Below are 20,294 nucleotides of genomic sequence, written 5' to 3'. Positions count from 1 at the left end.
GATTACTTCTTAGCGTCAGCAGCAGGAGCGGCTGGAGCAGCAGGGGCTGCAGGAGCGGCAGGAGCGGCAGCAGGAGCTTCAGCAGCAGGAGCAGCAGGAGCTGCAGCAGCAGGAGCTTCAGCAGGTTTTGCTTCTTCTTTTTTACCGCAAGCGGCCAAAGCGATAGCTAACATTGCAGCAAATACGAGTGACTTCTTCATTTGTAATTTCCTCTAAAAAAATTAAACACCAATTATCGATAATTGTTGTGGGAGATACCAAGGGCAAATCCCTAGGTAGTTTCCTGTATTTATTATAGCCATACCTGATTAATCTTCGAAAATCAGCCAACCAGCGAGGTAGGCTTCGTAAAGACTTGTTTTGCTGCTATTTTTAAGCCGGTTAGTTTGCAGTCTTTTGGCGGATGATAGGTCGTTCCAGGCAGATATGATCTCGATGGTTTGATCTTTTGTGACATTGTCACCATTGCAAAATACTTGCTTGCCAAGGCTCAAAATACGGCTTTGGGGGCTTGGAATGAGTGATGTATTAGCCAGCTCCTTGAGGAACTGGCTTTGGCTTAAGGGCTGCTTGGGGCCATCAAAAAATGCCTGCTGTTTGGGTTCGGATAGGTATGCGGTGATGCCAGGTAAAAATCGATCAATTTGGTTCAAGTTCAGGCTAGCCAACTGTTCACGTAATTGTTTGATGAGTTCTTGTGGAAGTTGCTCAGGGCTGGCGGTTGACCCCTGTTTTGGGTCAGCAAATTTACGATCTAAATCGGGAATGTCTTCCAAGGATTCGGCGAGTCGCCATAAACCCTCTTGAAGCAACTCTTTAAAGCTAGGAGAGCGAAACCCTACAGACCAGGTTTGACAGCCAGCATCTAAAGCGATCCCATCATGAGCCACATGGGGCGGGAGATACAGCATATCGCCGGACTCAAGCACCCACTCTTGTTCGCATTGAAAATTCTGCAGAATCTTCAGCGGCAACTTAGTATCGAGGCTTAAGTCTTTCTGTTGAGAGATGCGCCACTGTCTTCTTCCCGACATTTGGATGAGAAAAACATCATAGGAATCAAAATGGGGTCCCACACCTCCGCCAATGCCAGCAATACTGATCATCAGGTCATCTAAGCGAGCATCAGGTACAAAGCGAAACCAGGAAAGCACTTTTGCGGCTGCGGGATGATGCGCTTCCATACCTTGGAGCAAAAGTGTCCAGTCCCGCATATCGAGCTTAGGTAAGGATTTTTTTTGGAAGGGTCCCTGATCAAAGCGCCAAGGCTTAGATTGAATGAGGCGAGACTCTACTTCCTCTTGAGCGGCAAAGTGAACTAATTGTTCATAAGAAATCGGGCTTTCTAGGGACTCCTCGTTTTGAGAGCAAAGCGCAAATGCTGGAATCGCCCCCCGAACAAGCAAGGGCTCTTTATGCCAATACCGTTTCATGAACTGCTGAGGGCTCATTCCGCCAAATAGGGCCCAGGACTCATTTAAAGGGAGCTTTTGGGGTGCTTGGGGCGGCTGATAAGGCTTGCTCAAGTAAAATGAATTCATAAAGTAAAGGCTAGTGTTAAATCATTAAAAAAACGAATGTACGACAAATTGCGCATGAAGATTGAAAAAAATACTATCGTATCCCTTCGATATAAATTAACCGATGCTCAAAATAATGTCATCGAGGAGCCAGATGCTCCGATGGTATACCTGCACGGTGGCTATGAAGGCACTTTCCCCAAAATTGAATCGATGTTGGACGGTCAAGACATTGGCTATGAAGCCACTATTCAATTAGAGCCTAATGAGGCTTTTGGCGAATATGACCCAGAGCTACTGAAGATAGAACCACGTACGCGCTTCCCAGAGCCATTAGAAGTAGGCATGCAATTTGAAGGCGTTCCAGATTCTGATGCAGACGAAGAGTCTGAAGATATCTCTGCATCTGCTGATGATGCAGACGAAACTGACGATGAACCTTTGATCTATACCGTGACTGATGTGGCTGATAACCAAGTTGTTCTAGATGGGAATCATCCCCTGGCAGGGATGGCTCTTCGCTTCTGGGTGCAGGTAGAGGATGTGCGCGCAGCGACTGATGATGAAATTCAAAATCGCTATCCCGAAGGAAGTGAGAACTTCACTTTTGGTATGCCCAATGAGGACGCAGATGAGGAAGATTTTCTTGAGAAAGCACTGAGCTTAAAAACTCAGGCACCACGCACCTTGCATTAATCCGCAAGATAGAACATTACTCTTTAAGCCATTCCTTGATGGCATCCAGATCGCGCTTGGTATCGCTGTTGGCAGGAGAATCTGTCGGAAGATTGCTTAACTTGGCGAGCGCCTTTTCAAGCTGAGCAATTTTGTCCTCTTGTTCGATCGTGGCATCAATTAAACCCTTGAGCGCCATCGATACTGGGTCGTCTACATTGGGCGTGACACCATAAGCAGAAAAATACTCTTTCGTTTTGCTATCTGCGCTTTGAGGCAGATCAGGATGCAAGATGCGTGCAGGGATGCCCACTGCAGTGGCTCCTGGAGGAATTTCTTTTAAGACGACGGCGTTTGATCCAACGCGTGCACCATCGCCCACAGTAAATCCACCGAGTACTTTTGCACCAGCACTCACCACTACACCTTTGCCCAAGGTGGGGTGACGTTTCACTCCTTTATAGAGAGAGGTGCCACCTAAAGTCACGCCTTGGTAAATGGTGCAGTCATCACCAATTTCTGTAGTCTCGCCAATCACAATGCCAAGACCATGATCTAAAAAGACGCGACGACCAATCTTGGCGCCCGGATGAATTTCAATGCCGGTGATAAAACGTGACAGCATCGATAGAACCCGTGCAATCCACTTCAGACCTAGGTTCCATAAAAAATGAGAGATACGGTGCAGCCAAACTGCATGTAAGCCTTGATAGCAGGTGATCACCTCGAGACGGTTTCTAGCTGCGGGGTCTCGGAGGATGATGGAGTCGACTTGGTCGAAGAGTGAATTAAACATGGCTAGATTTTAACGGGGCTGGCTTATTTTCTCAGGAGCATCTGTTTGGCAATTCCGCGTAAGAGATCGATTTCTTCCTGATGGAGGCGGCTACGAGCAAATAAGGCCTCCAAGCGGGGCATCAGCTTCTTAGGATTGGCGGGATCAAGATAGCCAATAGCCTCTAGGCCCTGACGCCAATGCTCCAACATAGCAGCCACCGCAGCTGGATCAGCATAGTCCGACAAATCCCGACTATTGCTTGAGTCCTGCGAGATGCCTGCTAAAAACGCTTCTCTCAGCGTGTAGGCGCAGACCATCAGCGCTTGCGCAAGATTTAAGGATGGGTAATCGGGGTTGGCTTCCAACCAGACGCGATGAGTACATAAGGAAAGATGATGGTTTTCTAAACCCGTTCTTTCGGGACCAAAGACAAGAGCGACTTGCCCCTCATTGCGAACTGTTTCGGTAATCAGGCCTCGTGCGGTTTCCCAATCTATGGCGGGAGGGCCAAACTCACGTTCACGGCTAGTAAGACCCAGAACAAGTGAGCAACCCTGCACAGCGCTATCAAGAGAATCTGACTCTTGTGAAGATTCGAGTAGGTCAGCAGCGCCGCTAGCCAAGGCAATTGCCTCAGCCTGATTAGCTATACCTGGAATTTTTGGCTTAATCAGATGGAGATCGTGAAAGCCCATGGTTTTCAGGGCTCTTGCTGCCGAACCCACATTGCCAGGGTGGCTTGTTTCTACGAGAACCCAGCGTATCAGGTGGGCTTGGTCGATTTCCATGAGTTTCTTAGCTGTTTAGTCAGGAGGAGGGTAAATTGCAAATCGTTTAGAATCAGCGTATTAGCTTCGTATTGTCGTGCAGTTTTGGCAATGTGACAGGCTCGTTCTTATTTAATTTGTCCATCAATACTATGCATCCCATGTTAAATGTGGCCGTAAAGGCTGCCCGTCGTGCTGGAACCGTGATTAATCGCGCCTCTCTCAATTTAGAGCGTCTCCAAGTCGATCGTAAACAGCACAATGACTTTGTAACTGAGGTGGACAAGGCCGCAGAAGCGGCCATCATCGAAACCCTGAGCGAGGCCTATCCAACACATGGATTTTTGGCTGAAGAGACGGGTGAACACAATGTCGATGCAGAGAACGTCTGGATCATTGATCCATTGGATGGCACAACTAATTTTATTCACGGCTTTCCGCAGTATGCGGTGTCAATTGCTTTAGCAGTCAATGGCGTAATTCAACAGTCTGTTGTCTACGATCCAACTCGCGATGAACTATTTACTGCAACTCGAGGAGCGGGCGCTTATTTGGATCGCCGGCGTTTACGGGTTGGTGCACAAGATCGTTTAGCGAATTCTTTGATTGGTACCGGCTTTCCCTATCGAGAAGATCAAGACCTCGAAAAATATCTCAACATATTTGCAGAGATGTCTCGTCAGTGCGCAGGCTTACGTCGTCCTGGCGCAGCTTCATTAGATTTAGCTTATGTTGCTGCGGGTCGTTACGATGGTTTCTTTGAGAGTGATCTGAAGCCTTGGGATATGGCTGCAGGCGCTCTGTTGATTACTGAAGCCGGTGGCTTGATTGGTAATTACCGCGGTGAAGAGGGATTTTTAAAGAGCGGCGAAGTGATGGCTGCAAATCCACGTATCTACGCGCAAATGGTGCAAACGCTTTCTAAATATTCTGCTTCTTAAGATTTAATCAAGTCGATAGCGCGCACGCCTTGAGCATTAATCATGAGTGCACTCGCTCTCGGGCGAGCACCTTCCGGATGATCTAAGTCCCAGTCAGACAAAACCCAGCGTTGCCAAGATTGTTCGCCTAATTGCTCTTGATGATGAGCGGGTAAATGGGTATGTCCATGTATCAGCTTATCGCCTGAATGACTGCGTAGTATTGCGGCACAAGCTTCTTGAGTGACATTCGTTTTAATCTCATTCTTCTGATAGGAAGCTCTCGCATTGCGTTGATATTGCGCATGACTATTACCCCGTAAATGATTGGCAACGGAACGGCGCCAGGCCAAGGGGAGACAGAGGAATCCTTTTTGCAACCAAGGTTTTCTAGTCAAGCTACGAAATATCTGATAGCCCACATCTGCGGTACATAGAGCATCCCCATGTGAGAGCAGGTACTTTTGGCCGGCAAGTTCCACCAGCGAAGGATCTGACAATGGAGTCATGCCAGTTTTTTTCAAGAAGGCAGGACCCACTAGAAAGTCACGGTTGCCATGAATGTAATACGTTTTGGTTTTGGCAGAAAGATTCGCGAGGGCGCGTTTTACTTCTTGTTGAAAAGGCGAATGCGCTGAAGCATCATCGCCAATCCAGTATTCAAAAAGATCGCCCAGAATAAAAATAGCTTCTACCTGAGAAGCATCTTTTTCACAAAAGTCAAAAAAGCGTTGAGCCGTCAAGGGCATTGACGGCGTCAAGTGTAGGTCTGAGATGAGCAGTGCGCTCGCGTATTGCGGGATCATTCCTCGAGAACAGAGGCTTTCTCAATCACAACATCTTCTGCTGGTACATCTTGATGAAAACCAGAATTACCAGTCTTCACTTTGCGAATCGTATCAACTACATCCATACCCTCAGTGACTTTGCCAAAGACAGCATAACCCCAGCCTTGCGCATTTTGAGCAGTATGGTTTAGAAATTCATTGTCATTCACGTTGATGAAAAACTGCGCAGTAGCAGAATGTGGATCGCTCGTGCGAGCCATCGCAACGGTGCCAAGTTCATTCTTGAGGCCATTGTTAGCCTCGTTCTCAATTTCTGCACCAGTTGGTTTTTGCTTCATGCCAGCGGTCATGCCACCACCCTGAATCATGAAGTTATTAATCACCCGATGAAAGATTGTGCCATCGTAGTGACCGCTCTTTACATACTGCAAAAAATTTGCAACGCTTTTTGGTGCTTTAGCTGCGTCAAGAGTGAGGGTGATATCGCCCTGATTGGTTTTAAGGAGAACCTTCGCCATTGTTTTATTTACTTTCTGGAGAGTTAGTGGATGGATTGCTTGAAGAAGAACTGGGGTTTGTAGGACCTCTGGTCTGTGGTTTTAATAAATTGAGTAGATATTTAGCGCGATTGGCATACAGACGCTGATTGAGTTGGGTATTAGCGGCAGCATCCTCGTAAGCCTTAGCACCCAAGCGCACATAGACTTCACCTAAGTTCGCTGCAGCAGTGCTGTAACTAGGACGCAGCTTCAGTGCGAGCTCTAAATAGTCACGTGCTTCAATCCATTTATCTTGATTCGCGACGATCGCTGCAAGATTGTTATAAGGCTCTGGCAGCTCTGGAAATTGTTGAGTAATTTCAATTAAAGTTTTCTTTGCCCCATCAAAATCACGTAACTCAAGTTGCAAGCGGGCCTTGATATAGCGTAGTTGGACATTACGAGGAGTCTTTTTGAGGCGAGTATTAATTAAATCTATCGCATCTTGATACTTTCTCGCCTTCACTAATTTTTCTATATCCGATGGCACTGCATTTTTAGTCACCGGATCTGGCTCAATAATCAAGAAAGATAAAAAAGGCACACCAACGGTTTCAGAGAGCTCTGGATTTAATGGATCGTATGGAGCATCCGTGGAGAGTCTGGGAGGATCGCTGGGTCCATAGCCGCCCAGGTAGGCTTGAGTTTTAGCTTGTGGAGAAGTTGCTTCTTGCCTATTGACGGCGGCGATTTCAGCATTTGCCTGCTGTTGGGCAGGGGTACTGCACCCAGTCAGTAATAAAAAGCTCAGGGCAATAGCAATTGCTAGAAAAGTGGTGACGATTGGTGCTTTGAGGGTTGCAAACATAAGGGAAGGGGTGAAAAACTGGCTCATTCGATATACTCAGCGCTCAGTCTAACAAATTGGCGCTACTTGCCTCACCTTTATAGCCCTATGCTGCAAATCTATAACACCCTAAGCCGTTTTAAACAGGTTTTTAAGCCCATCGAACCGGGTAAGGTGAAGATGTATGTCTGCGGCATGACGGTCTATGATTTTTGCCATATTGGCCACGCCAGGGTCATGATCGTCTTTGATATGGTTGTTCGCTGGCTCAGAGCCAGTGGCTACGAGGTTCTCTATGTTCGCAATATCACCGATATTGACGACAAAATCATTAAGCGTGCTCTAGAAAATGGCGAGCCGATTACAAGCTTAACCAATCGCTTCATTGCTGCCATGCATTCTGACTCTGATGAGTTAGGTTTAATGCATCCAGATCAGGAGCCGCGTGCTACGGATTACATCAAACAAATGCAAGGGATGATCGGCAAGCTTATTGAAAATGAATTGGCGTATCAAGCAGAAGACGGCGATGTCAATTTTGCAGTTCGTTTACTGCCCCGTTACGGTCAACTGTCTGGCAAATCTCTCGATGAACTCAATGCAGGTGAGCGCGTTGCAGTAGGAGGAGGTAAACGCGATCCATTGGATTTTGTATTGTGGAAGAGCGCTAAGCCAGAAGAGCCTGCAGATACCCGTTGGAAATCCCCTTGGGGCGAGGGCCGACCAGGTTGGCATATCGAGTGCTCAGCCATGTCATGCGACTTACTTGGCGAACACTTTGATATTCATGGTGGTGGTGCCGATTTGCAGTTTCCGCATCATGAAAATGAAATCGCCCAAAGCGAAGGGGCTTTGTACGGGCAAAATCGAAAAGAGGATGATGCTCCTTTTGTGAACTATTGGATGCATAACGGCCATATTCGAGTGAACCAAGAGAAGATGTCTAAGTCATTGGGTAACTTCTTCTTAATCCGTGATGTCTTAAAAAGTTTTGATCCCGAAGTTTTGCGATTCTTCATGCTGAAAGCCCATTACCGCAGTCCCATCAATTATAGCGATGCGCAACTAGAAGAGGCGCGTGCTGGCTTGGTGCGCTTATATACCGCCTTAGCACAGGCACCCAGCCTAGTAAACGTCGTGCTTGATCCCAATAATTCCTGGTCAAAGCGCTTTGCCGATGCCATGAATGACGACTTCAATACATCAGATGCGATTGCGGTGTTGTTTGATTTGGCAAGTGAAGTTAATCGAGCTCAAGGTGATGAGAGACAGATGCTCGCAAGCACCCTCAAATCTTTAGGTGGCGTTTTGAATTTCTTGCAACGAGATCCAACCACATTCTTGCAATCGGGCACTAAAGACGTGGGTGGCTTCAGTCCCGAGCAAATCGAAGAACAAATTGCTGCTCGGATTGCGGCTAAGCAAGCAAAAGATTTTGCTAAAGCCGACCTTATTCGTAAAACTTTATTAGAGCAGGGCGTTGTCTTGGAAGATAAGCCTGGCGGTCTCACAGAATGGCGGAGGGCTTAATGGCGTCCGTTAAAGAAGAATCCATTCTCAAAGAAGTTGCGCCTGATTATTGGGAGCAGGCTTGTCGTGAGCTGATGAAGCATGATCGCATTATGAAGAAATTGATTCCCAAATATGGATCTGGTTTTTTAGTTACTCGGGGCGATGCATTTACAACGCTTGCTCGTGCGATTGTTGGACAACAAATCTCCGTAGCTGCTGCCCAAGCAGTGTGGGATAGGGTGCTTATCGCTAGCAAGAAAAAAGTGAACCCAAAAAATATCTTGGCGCTCACGGTGGAGGATTTAAGGACAGCTGGCTTATCAGGTCGCAAGGTCGAGTACATCCGCGACTTGGCCGATCACTTTGATTCTGGTCGTCTCCATGCCAATCAGTGGAAAGGTATGGACGATGAGAGCGTGATTAAAGAATTGAGCGCAATTCGGGGAATTGGACGCTGGACCGCAGAAATGTTCCTCATTTTTAATCTGGTTCGCCCTAATATTCTGCCGCTAGATGATGTTGGCCTCATTAAGGCAATTTCCCTCAATTACTTCAGTGGTGAGCCTGTTAGCCGCCATGAGGCAAGGGAAGTGGCGGCTAATTGGGCCCCATGGCGTACGGTTGCTACCTGGTATATGTGGAGAAGTATCGATCCCATCCCGGTTGAATATTAAAATCAGACTATGAAAACGACTTTCCTAGATTTTGAGCAGCAAATCGCCGAATTAGAGTCAAAGATTGAAGAGCTGCGTTTTGTGCAAGATGAATCATCGGTAGATATCTCCGATGAGATCAAAACGCTTTCTGAAAAAAGCCTGCAACTCACCAAGGATGTTTATGCCAACTTAACGCCTTGGCAGGTGTCGCAAGTTGCGCGTCACCCGCAACGTCCGTACACCTTGGACTATGTTGACGCCTTATTCACTGACTTCCATGAACTCCACGGTGATCGTACGTTTGCAGACGACCAATCGATCATTGGCGGTCTAGCGCGTTTTGATCATCAGCCATGCATGGTAATTGGTCATCAAAAAGGTCGCGATACTAAAGAGCGTGCCTTGCGTAATTTCGGTATGAGTCGCCCTGAGGGGTATCGCAAAGCCATGCGCCTTATGCGCCTTGCAGAAAAGTTTGGTATTCCTGTATTTACTTTCGTAGATACACCAGGTGCATTTCCCGGCATCGATGCAGAGGAGCGCAATCAATCTGAAGCGATTGGTCGTAACCTCTATGTGCAAGCTGAGCTTGAAGTACCGATCATCGCTACGATTATTGGTGAAGGTGGTTCGGGCGGCGCTCTGGCAATTGCCATGGGTGATGTTGTCTTGATGTTGCAGAACTCTACTTATTCTGTCATTTCTCCAGAAGGATGCGCCTCTATTCTTTGGAAGACCGCTGATAAAGCCTCTGAGGCTGCTGAACAGTTGGGCTTAACTGCGCAACGCTTGAAAGCCCTGGGCTTAATCGACAAGATTGTGGCTGAGCCAGTTGGTGGGGCTCATCGGGATTACGATGTCATGATGAGTAACATGAGCAAAGCCCTTGCCGAATCGATCAAAACTTTTGATGGCATGAAGGCAGACGCATTACTTGAACGTCGTCATGCGCGTCTAATGAGTTATGGCAAGTTCAAGGAAATCACAGCCAAGTCTTAAGTCTACAAATCGAATTGCGGTCGCCTTAAGTGGTGGCCTCGATTCGGTTGTATTACTCGACACCGTTTGCAAAGCGCAAGCAAAAAATAAAAATACCGAAATTTTTGTTTTCCATATTCATCATGGTTTGCAAAAACCTGCAGATGACTGGCTCATCTTTTGCGAGAAGCTCGCTCAGAAATACAAAGTTCATTTTGACTTTCGCTTACTTCATCTAAGTCAAGAAGAAGGCAATATCGAAGCTAGGGCAAGAGCAGGGCGTTATGAGGCTTTAGCGGATCTCTGTGAGGAATATGGCATTGAAGATTTACTGCTAGCGCATCATCTGAACGATCAGGCAGAAACTGTTTTGTTACAACTCTTACGGGGTGCCGGGGTGGCTGGTCTATCGGGCATGTCCGGTAATAGGGAGATCAAGGTTGGCAGCAATACTGTCACCCTCTGGCGTCCACTGCTGAATCAAAGTAGAGCGGAATTGGAAACCTACGCTAAAGAACATAAGCTTCAATGGATAGAAGATCCTAGTAATCAAAATCGTCAATTCAGACGTAACGCGATTCGCAAAGATATCATTCCAAGGCTGGTAAAGATTCAGCCAGAAGCGATTGTGAATTTGGCACGCAGTGCAAATCTATTGAGTGATGCACAAATATTGTTAGATCGCCTAGCAATTCAAGATGGTAAAGATATTCTTTTAAAAGACTCCCTGAAAACAAAACCACTGTTGAGTTTGGCTAAGTTAGACCAAGCAGCAGCAAACAATATTCTGCGCTATTGGCTAAGGCTGAATGAATTAGCCATGCCATCCCAAGAGCGGCTTGATGCTTGGTGGCGTGATCTGCGTTCTGTGAAGAGTGATGCTCAGCTTGAGTGGGCTCATGATGGCAAAACCATTCGGCTGTGGCGCGATCAATTGCAAGTTGCTAGCCCTAGTTCAGGGCTGTGGGTTTTTAAACCCATTGCATCTAGAAGTAAAAATCTGGGCTTGCCGGCTGCCTGGGTAAAAAGTGCTCAAAAAGAAGGGCGTATTCATACTAAAACCAGGTCGGGTTCTGAAAAGCTACAAATTAAACCCAATGCTCCGCGAAAAACCTTGAAAAATCTCTTTCAGGAAGGCGACATACCGCCTTGGCAACGCAATGCGCCTCTGCTGTATATCGACAATCAACTGATTGCGGTTGCTGGTGTAGGCCTTAGTCATCCGCACTTAGTAGATTCTGGAACACGCGTTTTGCCCGAGTGGCAAGAGAAGGCTTTGTAGGTTCAAAACCCTGTAAAATAAGCTTTTTTTAGATCCTCGGGTAGTTAATTCCCGCTTAAAGAGAATTGAATAGACGGTTTTATGGCTCTTATCGTTCATAAATACGGTGGCACCTCAATGGGCTCGGTTGAGCGCATTGCGAATGTCGCTAAACGCGTTGCCAAATGGATGCGTGCTGGCCACCAGGTGGTCGTAGTACCTTCGGCTATGTCAGGTGAAACCAATCGCTTGCTCGGTTTAGCAAAAGAAATTAATCCCGAGGCAAATCCCCGCGAGTTAGATCAAATTGCCTCAACGGGTGAGCAAGTCAGCTCTGGTTTGCTTGCCTTAGCGTTGATGCGCGAAGGTATTGATGCAGTGAGCTACGCCGGTTGGCAAGTTACTGTGCATACGGATTCTGCTTTTACCAAAGCCCGCATTAAGAGCATTGATGATAAAAAGATTCTGAATGATCTTAATGCAGGTCGCGCAGTAGTCGTCACTGGATTCCAGGGGGTGGATTCAGAAGGAAATATCACTACTTTAGGTCGCGGTGGTTCTGATACTTCCGCGGTAGCGATGGCTGCTGCACTCAAAGCCGATGAGTGCTTGATCTATACCGACGTCGATGGCGTATACACCACTGACCCACGCGTCTGTGAGGATGCGCGTCGCTTAGATAAGATTACCTTCGAAGAGATGCTAGAAATGGCTAGCCTCGGTTCTAAGGTATTGCAAATTCGTTCAGTTGAGTTTGCCGGTAAGTACAAAGTTAAAACCCGTGTTCTGTCATCGTTGACAGATCCATTGATGCCCTTAGACCAAGAGATGAAGTCGGGCACCTTGATTACATTTGAAGAGGACAGCACTATGGAAGCCGCAGTTATTTCCGGCATCGCCTTTGCGCGTGATGAAGCGAAGATTACCGTGTTAGGAGTTCCTGATCGTCCAGGTATCGCCTATCAAATTCTGGGTCCAATCGCTGATGCAAATATTGATGTGGACATCATCATTCAAAATCAATCTGTAGATGGTAAGACTGACTTCACCTTCACAGTTCCAAGAGCTGATTATCAGAAGGCTTTGGATATTTTGAAGAACACAGTTCAAGCACATATCGAAGCAAAAGAAATCTCAGGTGATCCTAAGGTTTCCAAAGTTTCAGTTGTGGGCGTTGGCATGCGTTCCCATGTAGGCATCGCTAGCAAAATGTTCCGCACCTTGTCAGAAGAGGGCATCAATATCTTGATGATCTCCACAAGTGAAATCAAAATTTCAGTAGTGATTGACGAGAAGTACATGGAGCTAGCAGTACGCGCCTTGCACAAGGCATTTGAGCTCGACCAGAAGTAAACCAATCAAAAGGGCATTAAAGCCCCTCAGAAGCGGTTATCCGTTAAACTGTGTGGCGTTGTGGTATCAAAAGAGCTGTAAAAAGTACGGAGACGTGGCCGAGCTGGTCGAAGGCACTCCCCTGCTAAGGGAGCATCGGGGCTAAAACTCTGATCGGAGGTTCGAATCCTCTCGTCTCCGCCAGTACTTTTCAAATAAACCCAGTAAATTCAATGAGTTACTGGGTTTTTTGTTTTCATAAATTCCTTAAATTATCACAAATCCAACAGTTTTTTACAAATTATGTTGCTTCGCACCAAATAAATGTTGCAACACAACAAAATATTTCTTACAATGGTGCATCGCAACAAGTTATACAACCATCTACTAAATAAAGGATTAACCATGTTCCAGAATCAATTAAACGATCAAATCGCTCAAGCTCAAGCTAAAGCTGTTGAAAACGCTAAACATTTGGCACAAGTTGCTGTTGAAAGTGCGCAAGAATTAGCAGAAATCAACCAAGCTGCTGCTAAAGATGCATTAGCTGCTGCACAAGATACAAGCTCACAATTGTTGGCAATCAAGGATCCACAACAATTGGCTAAATTAGCTCAACCTGAAACTGCTCAAGAAGCTGTTAAGTATGCAACTGCATACCAAGCTAAAGTTAGCAAAGTTGTTCGTAACGGTAACAAAGAAGTTGCTCAAGTGATTGACGCTTCAATCGATGATGCACGTGATGATATGGTTAACTTTGTTAAAGAAGCTACTAAGACAGCTCCTGCTGGTTCTGAGGCATTTGTCGCTGCATTCAAAACTGCATTTGAAGCTTCAGTTCAACAGTTTGACCAAGTTCGCGCAACTGCAACTGATGCATTCGCAAGCTTTGAGAAAAGTGTTGACGCTGCATTGGCTAACATTCAAGGTCAATACGCTGTAGCTAAGCCAGCTGCAAAAGCACGTAAAGCTGCTTAATTCTTAGACTTACTTGCTTCAATAAAAAACCGCCTTCGGGCGGTTTTTTATTTCTCTGCAATAAGCTGCAAAGCTATATGCAGCAATGCATAGCAGGCTCTAATAGTTGATACCGTCAACCGCTTTTAGGTAGCCTTTTAAATATTGCGGTGGAACATATATCACCGTACTGATACCAGCCTTTGAGGAGAGGGTCAGTTGAAAACCGTCCTTCACACGTTCCTTTAAAAAAGCATCGGTCAGATTAATTGACACTAATTCCTTGAAAATGCATCCTCTGGCCTCACACAGACCAGCCTCTTTGGAGATCGCCTTAAAAGTGGTAACTGGTCCATTGAGCAGGGTTGCAGAATCGTAATTGCGCATTTGTGTGAAATAAGTCAAGTGAACCTGGAGTTCATAGGATTTCACTCCTTGCTGGGTTTTCTCGCTACGCAAGTTAAACATTACATAGGTATTGGATTCATCCATCGTATTGATCGATGGCCCTACATAGGTCTTTCCACCAGAGGTATTAGGGGTGACTATCGTAGATTGATAGACATCATTGACCTCCCAAGCGCTAATCTTTTTATCGTTATTGGCACAGGCGATTAGCCCACAGCTGATTGCTAGTAATAATGCAAAACGGTACATATTTAGCTCCTTAGATCCCAAATCATACTATCGTCTGCCAGCTTCCCTGACCATTCTCTTCAAATCAGGTTGAAGACCTTCGTTTTATCAAGTTCAGCCTTTTAGTTCAAAACCTAGGGTTTGTCATGATCAATTTACTAAACTTCACAACTTCACAACTTATGAAGTTGTGTTATAGTCTGATGACTGGGAGAGGAAATGAAGAGACAAATACCGAAAACACATCAAGCCTTGGAGTGGATAGGGAAGGGCATGAGCGCAGCTCAGGCCGCTCGAAAGATGGAGATTTCAGAGTCCAGTGTGTATGCCGCCCTCAGAAAAACGAAGGCAAAAGATATGGGTTGTTGCCCAACGTGTGGTCACAAAATAAGGAACTAAGTTGAAAAAGACTCTATTAGTTGTTGTTACTATTTCAGTCGCTGCCTTTGCATATGCAAATGCCGCATCTGATTCCTCTGCATTAGTAACTCAGCAGTGCAAGATTTCTGCGGAAGCGGTGTCTACATTGAAAGGCCTGCAATACGGCAATACTTCAATTCGTAAAGATGTTGCTAGTTTGATTGATCGTCACTTGAAGACTCAGGAAAATAGAGAGAGCGCTCATAAGAAGTTGAGCTTGATGGTTGACGACAAATCTACTGACGCCAGCGTTCTTGAAGTGAAGTACTGTTCCTAATTCTGGACAGGGCGGTTAAAAAAACCCCGCGCTAGGCGGGGTGTGAATAGTTGACACAATTTTTATCTAGTTAATTCTTGAGAGTGGATAAAAAGTCTTTAATTACTTTATTCTGAAAAGCATTTTCATCTGGAGTTGCGCCAGCCCCAGACAAGTGACCCATTGGCAGACGATCATTGATTGGCATGTACTTGGCTCCAGGAATGAGTTTTGCTGAAGACTTGGCATCTGACTCTGGATTAAGCAAGTCACCGGTACCTGCCAATATTAATGTTTTAGCTTTAATAGATTTCAGTGCCGCTGCCGTATTATTGTCGAAGCCTTTAGTTTGTCCTACGTCATGACGGTCATAGGCACGTGATTGCCAGATCCAGTCATTAGCATCCATTCTTTTCCAACCAGCATCTTGCACCTTTTTAAGGTATTCAATTTCTGCTGCAGGCGTTGGATTTAATTGTTCCTGATAAGCGGGTGTTCTGACGATTACTCCACTTAACCAGCCAGACCATAGACGCATGCCTTGCTCCACCGGTTTATCGTATTTGCCGCCTTGGTAGCCAGGGTCAGTCATGATGCTTTGACGGAGCATCTCTAGTACGCCGGTAGTCCATGCTGGGGTTTTGGCTAAAGGAATAATCGGGATGATTGCTTGCATGGCATTTGGGTAGGAGACGGCCCACTGTAAGGCTTGCATACCACCCATAGAGGCTCCGATTACCGCAACTAATTTTTTAATACCAAAGTGATCTACAACCAACTGATGTTGTGTGTTGACCATATCCCGTATATTAAATTCTGGAAAGCTAACATTAGCTTGTGCTTTGCTATTGGATGGCGAGGTACTCAAGCCATTACCAATAGCATCAGTGCAGATGACAAAGTACTTGTCAGTATCTAATGCTTTACCGGGACCAATCAGGTAATCAATGCGATGATGATTTCCGCCAATGGCTGTCACCATCAAAATGGCGTTACTCTTACCGGCATTCAGGGTGCCTTGTGTCGTATAGGATAAATTAAAGTCTTGAATGATGGAGCCATTCTCTAGTTGAAAGTTGCCCTCAGAATAGAGTTGATGAGCCGGTTCAGTCGGCTTATGGGCTAGTGCATTGAGTGAGGTAATTGTGAGGGCGAGCGCAACGCCCTTCATAATGGCTAAATACATACTTGTCTCCTTTTATTATTATTTATTTATAGCAGGATTTTCTGATGACCCAGGCATTTGAGTGTGCAGAGTGCGGTAATCCTAGATTTTTAATGGGCTCCTGTCAGCATTGTGGGAGCACAGAGTTACCCAGCGTGTTTGTAGATGTCACCGAATTCAATATTAAGCAGGGCTTTCCAAATGTTGAAGAGGCCTTGGACCATTTAACTGAATATCTGAGAGCTGCTTATGAGCTTGGTCTGAAGGCGATCGTTTTAATACACGGCTATGGCTCATCTGGTGAGGGTGGTTGTATTAAATGGGCGATTCATGCGGCGCTCGAAAACAATCGGTTTGCTGATCGGGTTGAGGAGTATTTCTATGGGGAGAATGTTCCCTATGCAAGCCCAGCTTGTCAGGATTTATTGAAAAAGCGCCCAGGTTTAAAACGGTATTTAAGACACTTCAAGGCTGGCAATGCAGGTATGACAGTTTTATTGCTAGGTTCTGCCCCTAGAAGTACTTAGAATAGACAGGTATCTAGGAAACTCTTATGACTACTCAGAAATCACAACACGCCATTCCTCAAGAAGCATCAGCTTCTAGCGCAGATCAATTAATCGGTGAATTTAAATCTCTGATGGCCGATGCTGAGGCTTTAATTAAGGCTACTGAAGATCATCCCAGTGAGACAATTAGCGCTATTCGCCATAAGGCGCTTGAAACTATCTCAGGCGCTAAGGAAAGTCTATCAAATCTTGAGGGGACTTTGACCGAAAAAGCTAAGGTAGTTGCTGAAGGTGCGGATGATTTCGTGCATCGTAATCCGTGGGAGGCAGTTGGTGTTGCTGCTGGCTTAGGCTTATTAATTGGTCTTTTGATCCGTCGTCGCTAGGTTTGCATGTCTCAAGAAAATTTACTCTCCTCCATTAAAAACCTTGCCTCAACGGGTGCATCTATTGCGCAAACTCGTTTAGAGCTTTTGTCGGTTGATGTGCAAATTGCCAGAAACAAATTGATCAGCCTGCTGGTAATGATTGTGAGTGCCTTATTCTTTTTATTCTTTGGCTTGGTAATGTTGGCTTTACTCATCGTCATCTATAGTTGGGAATCTGATCGGATGCTAGCTTTAGGCTTGCTCACTACGGCATTTATCTCCATCGGCTTAATTTTGGCGCTTGTGATTATGCAAGCGCTACGCAATATGCCTAAGTTATTCGAAGCATCGATTGCAGAATTTGCTAAAGACAGGGAAGAGCTTTCGCGCTAAGGTATGAGCAATACTCTCAAAGCCCTAGAGGCTCGTCGTCAAGAGCTTCAAAAAAGATCCAGCCATGAGCGCCTTGAATTTTCTCAGCACTTTAAGCCTTGGGAGAAGCCACTCTCATGGGCTGATAAGGGTGTTGATGCCTTTCACTTTCTCAAAGATAACCCATCACTATGGACGAGTGCCTTTGCGGCCCTGGCTCATTACAGACCTAAATTGGCTAGCAAGGTTTTGGCTGTTGGTTGGGGTGCTATGAAGTTGCTCAAGAGTGTCAAGCGCTTAGTCTAGGTCAAGATTTAGCTAATCAATACAGATTTATTCAGTATTCCATGTTGATTCAGAATAGCACTGCCATTGAGTGCGCCTATTTCAAGCAGCGTAATCGCACCACAGACAGTAAAGCCAGCATTGCGAATCAGCTTATCAGCAGCTATTAAAGTACCTCCAGTTGCCAGTACATCATCAATCATCAAGACCCGAGCATCTTTTGGCAGAGTTGACTGCTGAATTTCCAAGGAGTCTGAGCCGTATTCCAAGCCATAAAACTCTCGATGGGTCACTAAGGGAAGTTTATTGGGCTTTCTGGCGAGGGCTAGGCCTTTATGGGCATGATGTGCAAGGGCGGAGCCAAAAATAAAGCCTCGCGATTCAATCCCTAAAATATGGGTATAGTCAAATGATTGGGCTAATTCATTGAGCTTCGCAATCGCTTCTTTGAAGGCTGCTGGGTCTGCTAATAAAGGGGAAATATCTCTAAACAGAATTCCAGGTTTCGGAAAATCGGGTACACCGGGTAGATAATCTAATAAATTCATATATGGCAGACATGAAAACGAATTACCTCATTATTACCGCATTAGAGAGTGAGCTCAAGCGCGAGGTGCTCCCGTCAGGCGTTGAGATTATCTACTCTGGGATTGGCAAAATAAACGCAACGATCGCCTGTGTCAAAGCAATGCATCAATATACGCCTAATCAGATTATTAATTTTGGGACCGCTGGAAAGGTGAACCCTCAAATTCATGGCTTAATAGATATCGGCAAGGTCATTCAGCGTGATATGGATACAGAGCCGCTTGCTCCTCGAGGCCAAACCCCGTTTTGTAATAAGCCATCAGAATATCTCTCATCTGGAAAATTTCTATGTGGTACTGGCGATAGCTTTGTGACTGCGCGGGATCCTTGGCTCAATAGCCAAGGGGTTGATGTTGTCGATATGGAGTTGTTTGCGCTCGCAGCGGTAGCGCATCAGCATCAGATTGTATGGAGGTCATTCAAATATATTACTGATGATGCTAATGAAAATTCTGGTAATGATTGGCAAGAAAAAGTAAATCACGGGCAGGAGCTATTCATTGACAAACTCAAGCAAATAATGAGTTAAGCCTATCAATAGGATTTGTATGAATACTCCAAAACCTTGGCTAAAAAACTATCCTGCAGGAGTCCCGCAGGAAATTGGCGACCCTTCTCATGCATCCTTAACCGAATTCTTAGAAGAATGCTTTGATCGCTTTGGTAATCGCAAGGCAGTGGAGTCCATGGGCAAGTTTTTCACGTATGGCCAAATTAATCGGCTATCGAAAGACTTCGCTTCCTATCTTCAAACCCTGGAATTAGATCGGGGAGCACGGGTAGCCTTGATGTACCCCAACGTGATTGAGTATGTGATTGCGATGCTTGGAACACTGCGTGCGGGCTATACAGTCGTCAACATTAATCCACTCTATACCTCACGAGAGCTTGAGGCTCAATTGCAAGATAGCGGAGCTAGCGTATTGGTGCTGATGGAAAATTTTGCCAATACATATCAGCAAATAGCAGAACGGTTGACTTTAAAGCAAGTCATTGTTAGTAGTCCCGGGGAGCTCTTGGGTTTAAAAGGACATATCGTCAATTGGGTAGCCCGGAATATCAAAAAGATCGTGCCAGCATGGAATGTTGCGCACACCAACTTTAAAGACGCCCTGACCATAGGTAGTCGACATCCATTTCATCGACCTGAGATTGGCCTGGATGATATTGCCTTCTTGCAATATACCGGCGGCACTACTGGAACCTCGAAAGGGGCAGTTTTACTCCACCGCAATATTCTTTCTAATGTGATGCAAATTGAGTCTTGGTTAAATCCGGGTCTCAAACATAAATCAGATCAACAACTGAGTTTTTTATGTGCGTTACCCATGACCCATATCTTTGCCCTCACAGCTTGTGCTCTTTTGGGTATAGCTAAAGGGGCCTTATTAGTCCTGGTAGCAAACCCGAGGGATATTGATGGCTTTATTAAGTTGCTGATCAAGCATCCCAAGATCAATATTTTTCCAGGCGTCAATACACTCTTTCATGCATTGATACATCGTCCCGAGTTTAAGAAGGTCAAGCTACCCCATTTATTGGTCACTATTGGTGGCGGTATGGCGGTGCATAAGAAAACTGCCGATCACTGGCAGGCGCTGACAGGTTCGCCCATTGCCCAAGGCTATGGCTTATCAGAAACATCACCCGTAGTTTGCGTCAATAGCCCTTTAGAGAAACACTTTACAGGACATATTGGTGTGCCCATGCCCAGTACAGACCTTGTGATTCTGGATGATGATGAAGTAGAACTACCCCAGGGCACTCCCGGTGAGATTTGCATTAAAGGGCCACAGCTGATGGCGGGCTACTGGAATAAACCAGAAGAAACTGCGCACTGCATGACGGTTGACGGCTACTTTAAATCTGGTGATATTGGCCTGATTACTGAGGATGGCCATATTCAAATTGTTGACCGAAAAAAAGACATGATCGTGGTTGCCGGCTTTAAGGTTTTCCCAAATGATGTGGAAGATGTCTTATCTCAAATGCCTGGCATTAAAGAATGCGCAGTGATTGGCGTTCCTCACCGCAAGCTTGGTGAGATTGTCAAAGCTTATATCGTCAAATCAGATCATCACATTACTGAAACAGACGTTTTGCAATATTGCAAAGAGCATCTCACTAGCTACAAGAGACCAAGAAAAGTAGTATTCATTCACGAGCTCCCAAAATCTAATGTTGGGAAAATTCTCAGGCGCGAACTCAGAAATATTTGAGGAAAA

The 20,294-nt window shown here is 45.7% G+C and carries 25 protein-coding genes and 1 tRNA gene; 16 read left to right on the top strand and 10 right to left on the bottom strand.

Annotation, left to right across the window (positions count from 1 at the left end; genetic code table 11):
* Nucleotides 1-2 precede the first annotated feature (2 nt).
* Together C2756_RS05980 and C2756_RS05975 are read right to left on the bottom strand one after the other, a co-directional pair.
* Nucleotides 3-200 (bottom strand): hypothetical protein, encoded by a 198-nt coding sequence (locus C2756_RS05980; RefSeq protein ID WP_215317994.1) that lies wholly within the window; start codon nucleotides 198-200, stop codon nucleotides 3-5.
* A gap of 108 nt (nucleotides 201-308) precedes the next feature.
* A complete protein-coding gene (locus C2756_RS05975; RefSeq protein WP_215317993.1) occupies nucleotides 309-1,541 on the bottom strand; it encodes a cupin domain-containing protein in 1,233 nt (410 codons plus the stop codon).
* Nucleotides 1,542-1,595: 54 nt separating this feature from the next.
* On the opposite strand from C2756_RS05975, the gene C2756_RS05970 reads away from it, so the two are divergent.
* The gene (locus C2756_RS05970) at nucleotides 1,596-2,216 is read left to right on the top strand and encodes a peptidylprolyl isomerase (RefSeq protein WP_215297397.1); all 621 of its coding nucleotides are present in this window, start codon (nucleotides 1,596-1,598) and stop codon (nucleotides 2,214-2,216) included.
* A gap of 16 nt (nucleotides 2,217-2,232) precedes the next feature.
* Here C2756_RS05970 and cysE read toward each other — a convergent pair whose 3' ends face one another.
* Together cysE and C2756_RS05960 are read right to left on the bottom strand one after the other, a co-directional pair.
* A complete protein-coding gene (cysE, locus tag C2756_RS05965; protein ID WP_215317992.1) occupies nucleotides 2,233-2,991 on the bottom strand; it encodes a serine O-acetyltransferase in 759 nt (252 codons plus the stop codon).
* Between the two features lie 23 nt (nucleotides 2,992-3,014).
* The gene (locus C2756_RS05960) at nucleotides 3,015-3,761 is read right to left on the bottom strand and encodes an RNA methyltransferase (RefSeq protein ID WP_215317991.1); all 747 of its coding nucleotides are present in this window, start codon (nucleotides 3,759-3,761) and stop codon (nucleotides 3,015-3,017) included.
* A 131-nt stretch (nucleotides 3,762-3,892) separates the two neighbouring features.
* Here C2756_RS05960 and C2756_RS05955 point away from each other — a divergent pair, with 131 nt between their 5' ends.
* The gene (locus C2756_RS05955; RefSeq protein ID WP_215317990.1) at nucleotides 3,893-4,681 is read left to right on the top strand and encodes an inositol monophosphatase family protein; all 789 of its coding nucleotides are present in this window, start codon (nucleotides 3,893-3,895) and stop codon (nucleotides 4,679-4,681) included.
* Here the strand turns inward: C2756_RS05955 and C2756_RS05950 are convergent.
* From C2756_RS05950 to C2756_RS05940, 3 genes are read right to left on the bottom strand one after another with little or no spacing between them, the layout of a single operon-like run.
* Nucleotides 4,678-5,466, bottom strand: coding sequence for a UDP-2,3-diacylglucosamine diphosphatase (locus tag C2756_RS05950; RefSeq protein WP_215317989.1), 789 nt, complete (start codon nucleotides 5,464-5,466; stop codon nucleotides 4,678-4,680). The two genes, C2756_RS05955 and C2756_RS05950, sit on opposite strands and share 4 nt — an antisense overlap.
* The gene (locus tag C2756_RS05945) at nucleotides 5,463-5,966 is read right to left on the bottom strand and encodes a peptidylprolyl isomerase (RefSeq protein WP_215317988.1); all 504 of its coding nucleotides are present in this window, start codon (nucleotides 5,964-5,966) and stop codon (nucleotides 5,463-5,465) included. Before C2756_RS05945 ends, C2756_RS05950 begins: the two co-directional genes overlap by 4 nt.
* 4 nt (nucleotides 5,967-5,970) lie before the next feature.
* Complete coding sequence (locus C2756_RS05940; RefSeq protein ID WP_251371995.1) at nucleotides 5,971-6,822, bottom strand: tetratricopeptide repeat protein; 852 nt, start codon at nucleotides 6,820-6,822, stop codon at nucleotides 5,971-5,973.
* Nucleotides 6,823-6,882: 60 nt separating this feature from the next.
* On the opposite strand from C2756_RS05940, the gene cysS reads away from it, so the two are divergent.
* The 7 genes from cysS to C2756_RS05905 all read left to right on the top strand — a co-directional run bounded on the left by cysS (nucleotide 6,883) and on the right by C2756_RS05905 (nucleotide 13,491).
* Nucleotides 6,883-8,304 (top strand): cysteine--tRNA ligase, encoded by a 1,422-nt coding sequence (cysS, locus tag C2756_RS05935; protein WP_215317987.1) that lies wholly within the window; start codon nucleotides 6,883-6,885, stop codon nucleotides 8,302-8,304.
* Nucleotides 8,304-8,960 carry a DNA-3-methyladenine glycosylase gene (locus C2756_RS05930; protein WP_215317986.1) on the top strand — a complete coding sequence of 219 codons (657 nt, stop codon included), beginning with the start codon at nucleotides 8,304-8,306 and terminating at the stop codon, nucleotides 8,958-8,960. Before cysS ends, C2756_RS05930 begins: the two co-directional genes overlap by 1 nt.
* A 9-nt stretch (nucleotides 8,961-8,969) precedes the next feature.
* A complete protein-coding gene (locus C2756_RS05925) occupies nucleotides 8,970-9,941 on the top strand; it encodes an acetyl-CoA carboxylase carboxyltransferase subunit alpha (protein WP_215294693.1) in 972 nt (323 codons plus the stop codon).
* Nucleotides 9,907-11,202, top strand: a complete 1,296-nt coding sequence (tilS, locus tag C2756_RS05920; RefSeq protein WP_215317985.1) for a tRNA lysidine(34) synthetase TilS — start codon at nucleotides 9,907-9,909, stop codon at nucleotides 11,200-11,202. The genes C2756_RS05925 and tilS overlap by 35 nt, the downstream gene beginning before the upstream one ends.
* 81 nt (nucleotides 11,203-11,283) lie before the next feature.
* The gene (locus C2756_RS05915; RefSeq protein WP_215317983.1) at nucleotides 11,284-12,534 is read left to right on the top strand and encodes an aspartate kinase; all 1,251 of its coding nucleotides are present in this window, start codon (nucleotides 11,284-11,286) and stop codon (nucleotides 12,532-12,534) included.
* Between the two features lie 88 nt (nucleotides 12,535-12,622).
* Nucleotides 12,623-12,717: transfer RNA gene (locus C2756_RS05910), tRNA-Ser, on the top strand.
* 201 nt (nucleotides 12,718-12,918) lie between these two features.
* Entirely contained in the window at nucleotides 12,919-13,491 is a 573-nt protein-coding gene (locus tag C2756_RS05905) for a phasin family protein (RefSeq protein ID WP_215294687.1), read from the top strand.
* A 99-nt stretch (nucleotides 13,492-13,590) separates the two neighbouring features.
* On the opposite strand, the gene C2756_RS05900 is transcribed toward C2756_RS05905, so the two are convergent.
* Nucleotides 13,591-14,127, bottom strand: coding sequence for a hypothetical protein (locus C2756_RS05900; RefSeq protein ID WP_215317981.1), 537 nt, complete (start codon nucleotides 14,125-14,127; stop codon nucleotides 13,591-13,593).
* Nucleotides 14,128-14,506: 379 nt separating this feature from the next.
* Here C2756_RS05900 and C2756_RS05895 point away from each other — a divergent pair, with 379 nt between their 5' ends.
* Nucleotides 14,507-14,803 carry a hypothetical protein gene (locus tag C2756_RS05895; RefSeq protein WP_215317979.1) on the top strand — a complete coding sequence of 99 codons (297 nt, stop codon included), beginning with the start codon at nucleotides 14,507-14,509 and terminating at the stop codon, nucleotides 14,801-14,803.
* Nucleotides 14,804-14,873: 70 nt separating this feature from the next.
* Here the strand turns inward: C2756_RS05895 and C2756_RS05890 are convergent, their stop codons facing one another.
* Nucleotides 14,874-15,968: an alpha/beta fold hydrolase gene (locus C2756_RS05890; protein WP_215317977.1), complete on the bottom strand. Its 1,095-nt coding sequence runs from the start codon at nucleotides 15,966-15,968 to the stop codon at nucleotides 14,874-14,876.
* Between the two features lie 44 nt (nucleotides 15,969-16,012).
* On the opposite strand from C2756_RS05890, the gene C2756_RS05885 reads away from it, so the two are divergent.
* The 4 genes from C2756_RS05885 to C2756_RS05870 are packed head-to-tail and all read left to right on the top strand — an operon-like array spanning nucleotide 16,013 to nucleotide 17,502.
* Nucleotides 16,013-16,474, top strand: coding sequence for a Smr/MutS family protein (locus tag C2756_RS05885; RefSeq protein ID WP_215317976.1), 462 nt, complete (start codon nucleotides 16,013-16,015; stop codon nucleotides 16,472-16,474).
* Nucleotides 16,475-16,500: 26 nt separating this feature from the next.
* A complete protein-coding gene (locus C2756_RS05880) occupies nucleotides 16,501-16,842 on the top strand; it encodes a YqjD family protein (RefSeq protein ID WP_215317974.1) in 342 nt (113 codons plus the stop codon).
* Nucleotides 16,843-16,848: 6 nt separating this feature from the next.
* Nucleotides 16,849-17,217 (top strand): phage holin family protein, encoded by a 369-nt coding sequence (locus C2756_RS05875; RefSeq protein WP_215317973.1) that lies wholly within the window; start codon nucleotides 16,849-16,851, stop codon nucleotides 17,215-17,217.
* 3 nt (nucleotides 17,218-17,220) lie between these two features.
* Nucleotides 17,221-17,502, top strand: a complete 282-nt coding sequence (locus C2756_RS05870) for a YqjK-like family protein (RefSeq protein WP_215317972.1) — start codon at nucleotides 17,221-17,223, stop codon at nucleotides 17,500-17,502.
* A gap of 8 nt (nucleotides 17,503-17,510) precedes the next feature.
* On the opposite strand, the gene C2756_RS05865 is transcribed toward C2756_RS05870, so the two are convergent.
* Complete coding sequence (locus tag C2756_RS05865) at nucleotides 17,511-18,029, bottom strand: adenine phosphoribosyltransferase (protein WP_215294672.1); 519 nt, start codon at nucleotides 18,027-18,029, stop codon at nucleotides 17,511-17,513.
* 2 nt (nucleotides 18,030-18,031) lie between these two features.
* Between C2756_RS05865 and C2756_RS05860 the strand changes: the two genes are divergently transcribed.
* Both C2756_RS05860 and C2756_RS05855 read left to right on the top strand, forming a co-directional pair.
* The gene (locus C2756_RS05860) at nucleotides 18,032-18,598 is read left to right on the top strand and encodes a 5'-methylthioadenosine nucleosidase (protein ID WP_371817081.1); all 567 of its coding nucleotides are present in this window, start codon (nucleotides 18,032-18,034) and stop codon (nucleotides 18,596-18,598) included.
* Between the two features lie 19 nt (nucleotides 18,599-18,617).
* Nucleotides 18,618-20,288 (top strand): AMP-binding protein, encoded by a 1,671-nt coding sequence (locus C2756_RS05855; RefSeq protein ID WP_215317971.1) that lies wholly within the window; start codon nucleotides 18,618-18,620, stop codon nucleotides 20,286-20,288.
* Nucleotides 20,289-20,294 lie beyond the last annotated feature (6 nt).

Origin of the sequence: Polynucleobacter sp. UB-Siik-W21, assembly GCF_018687415.1 — a bacterium.
Classification (GTDB): Bacteria; Pseudomonadota; Gammaproteobacteria; order Burkholderiales; family Burkholderiaceae; genus Polynucleobacter.
The sequence above is the reverse complement of the archived record's forward strand: the minus strand, read 5'-3'. Positions and strand labels throughout refer to the sequence as shown.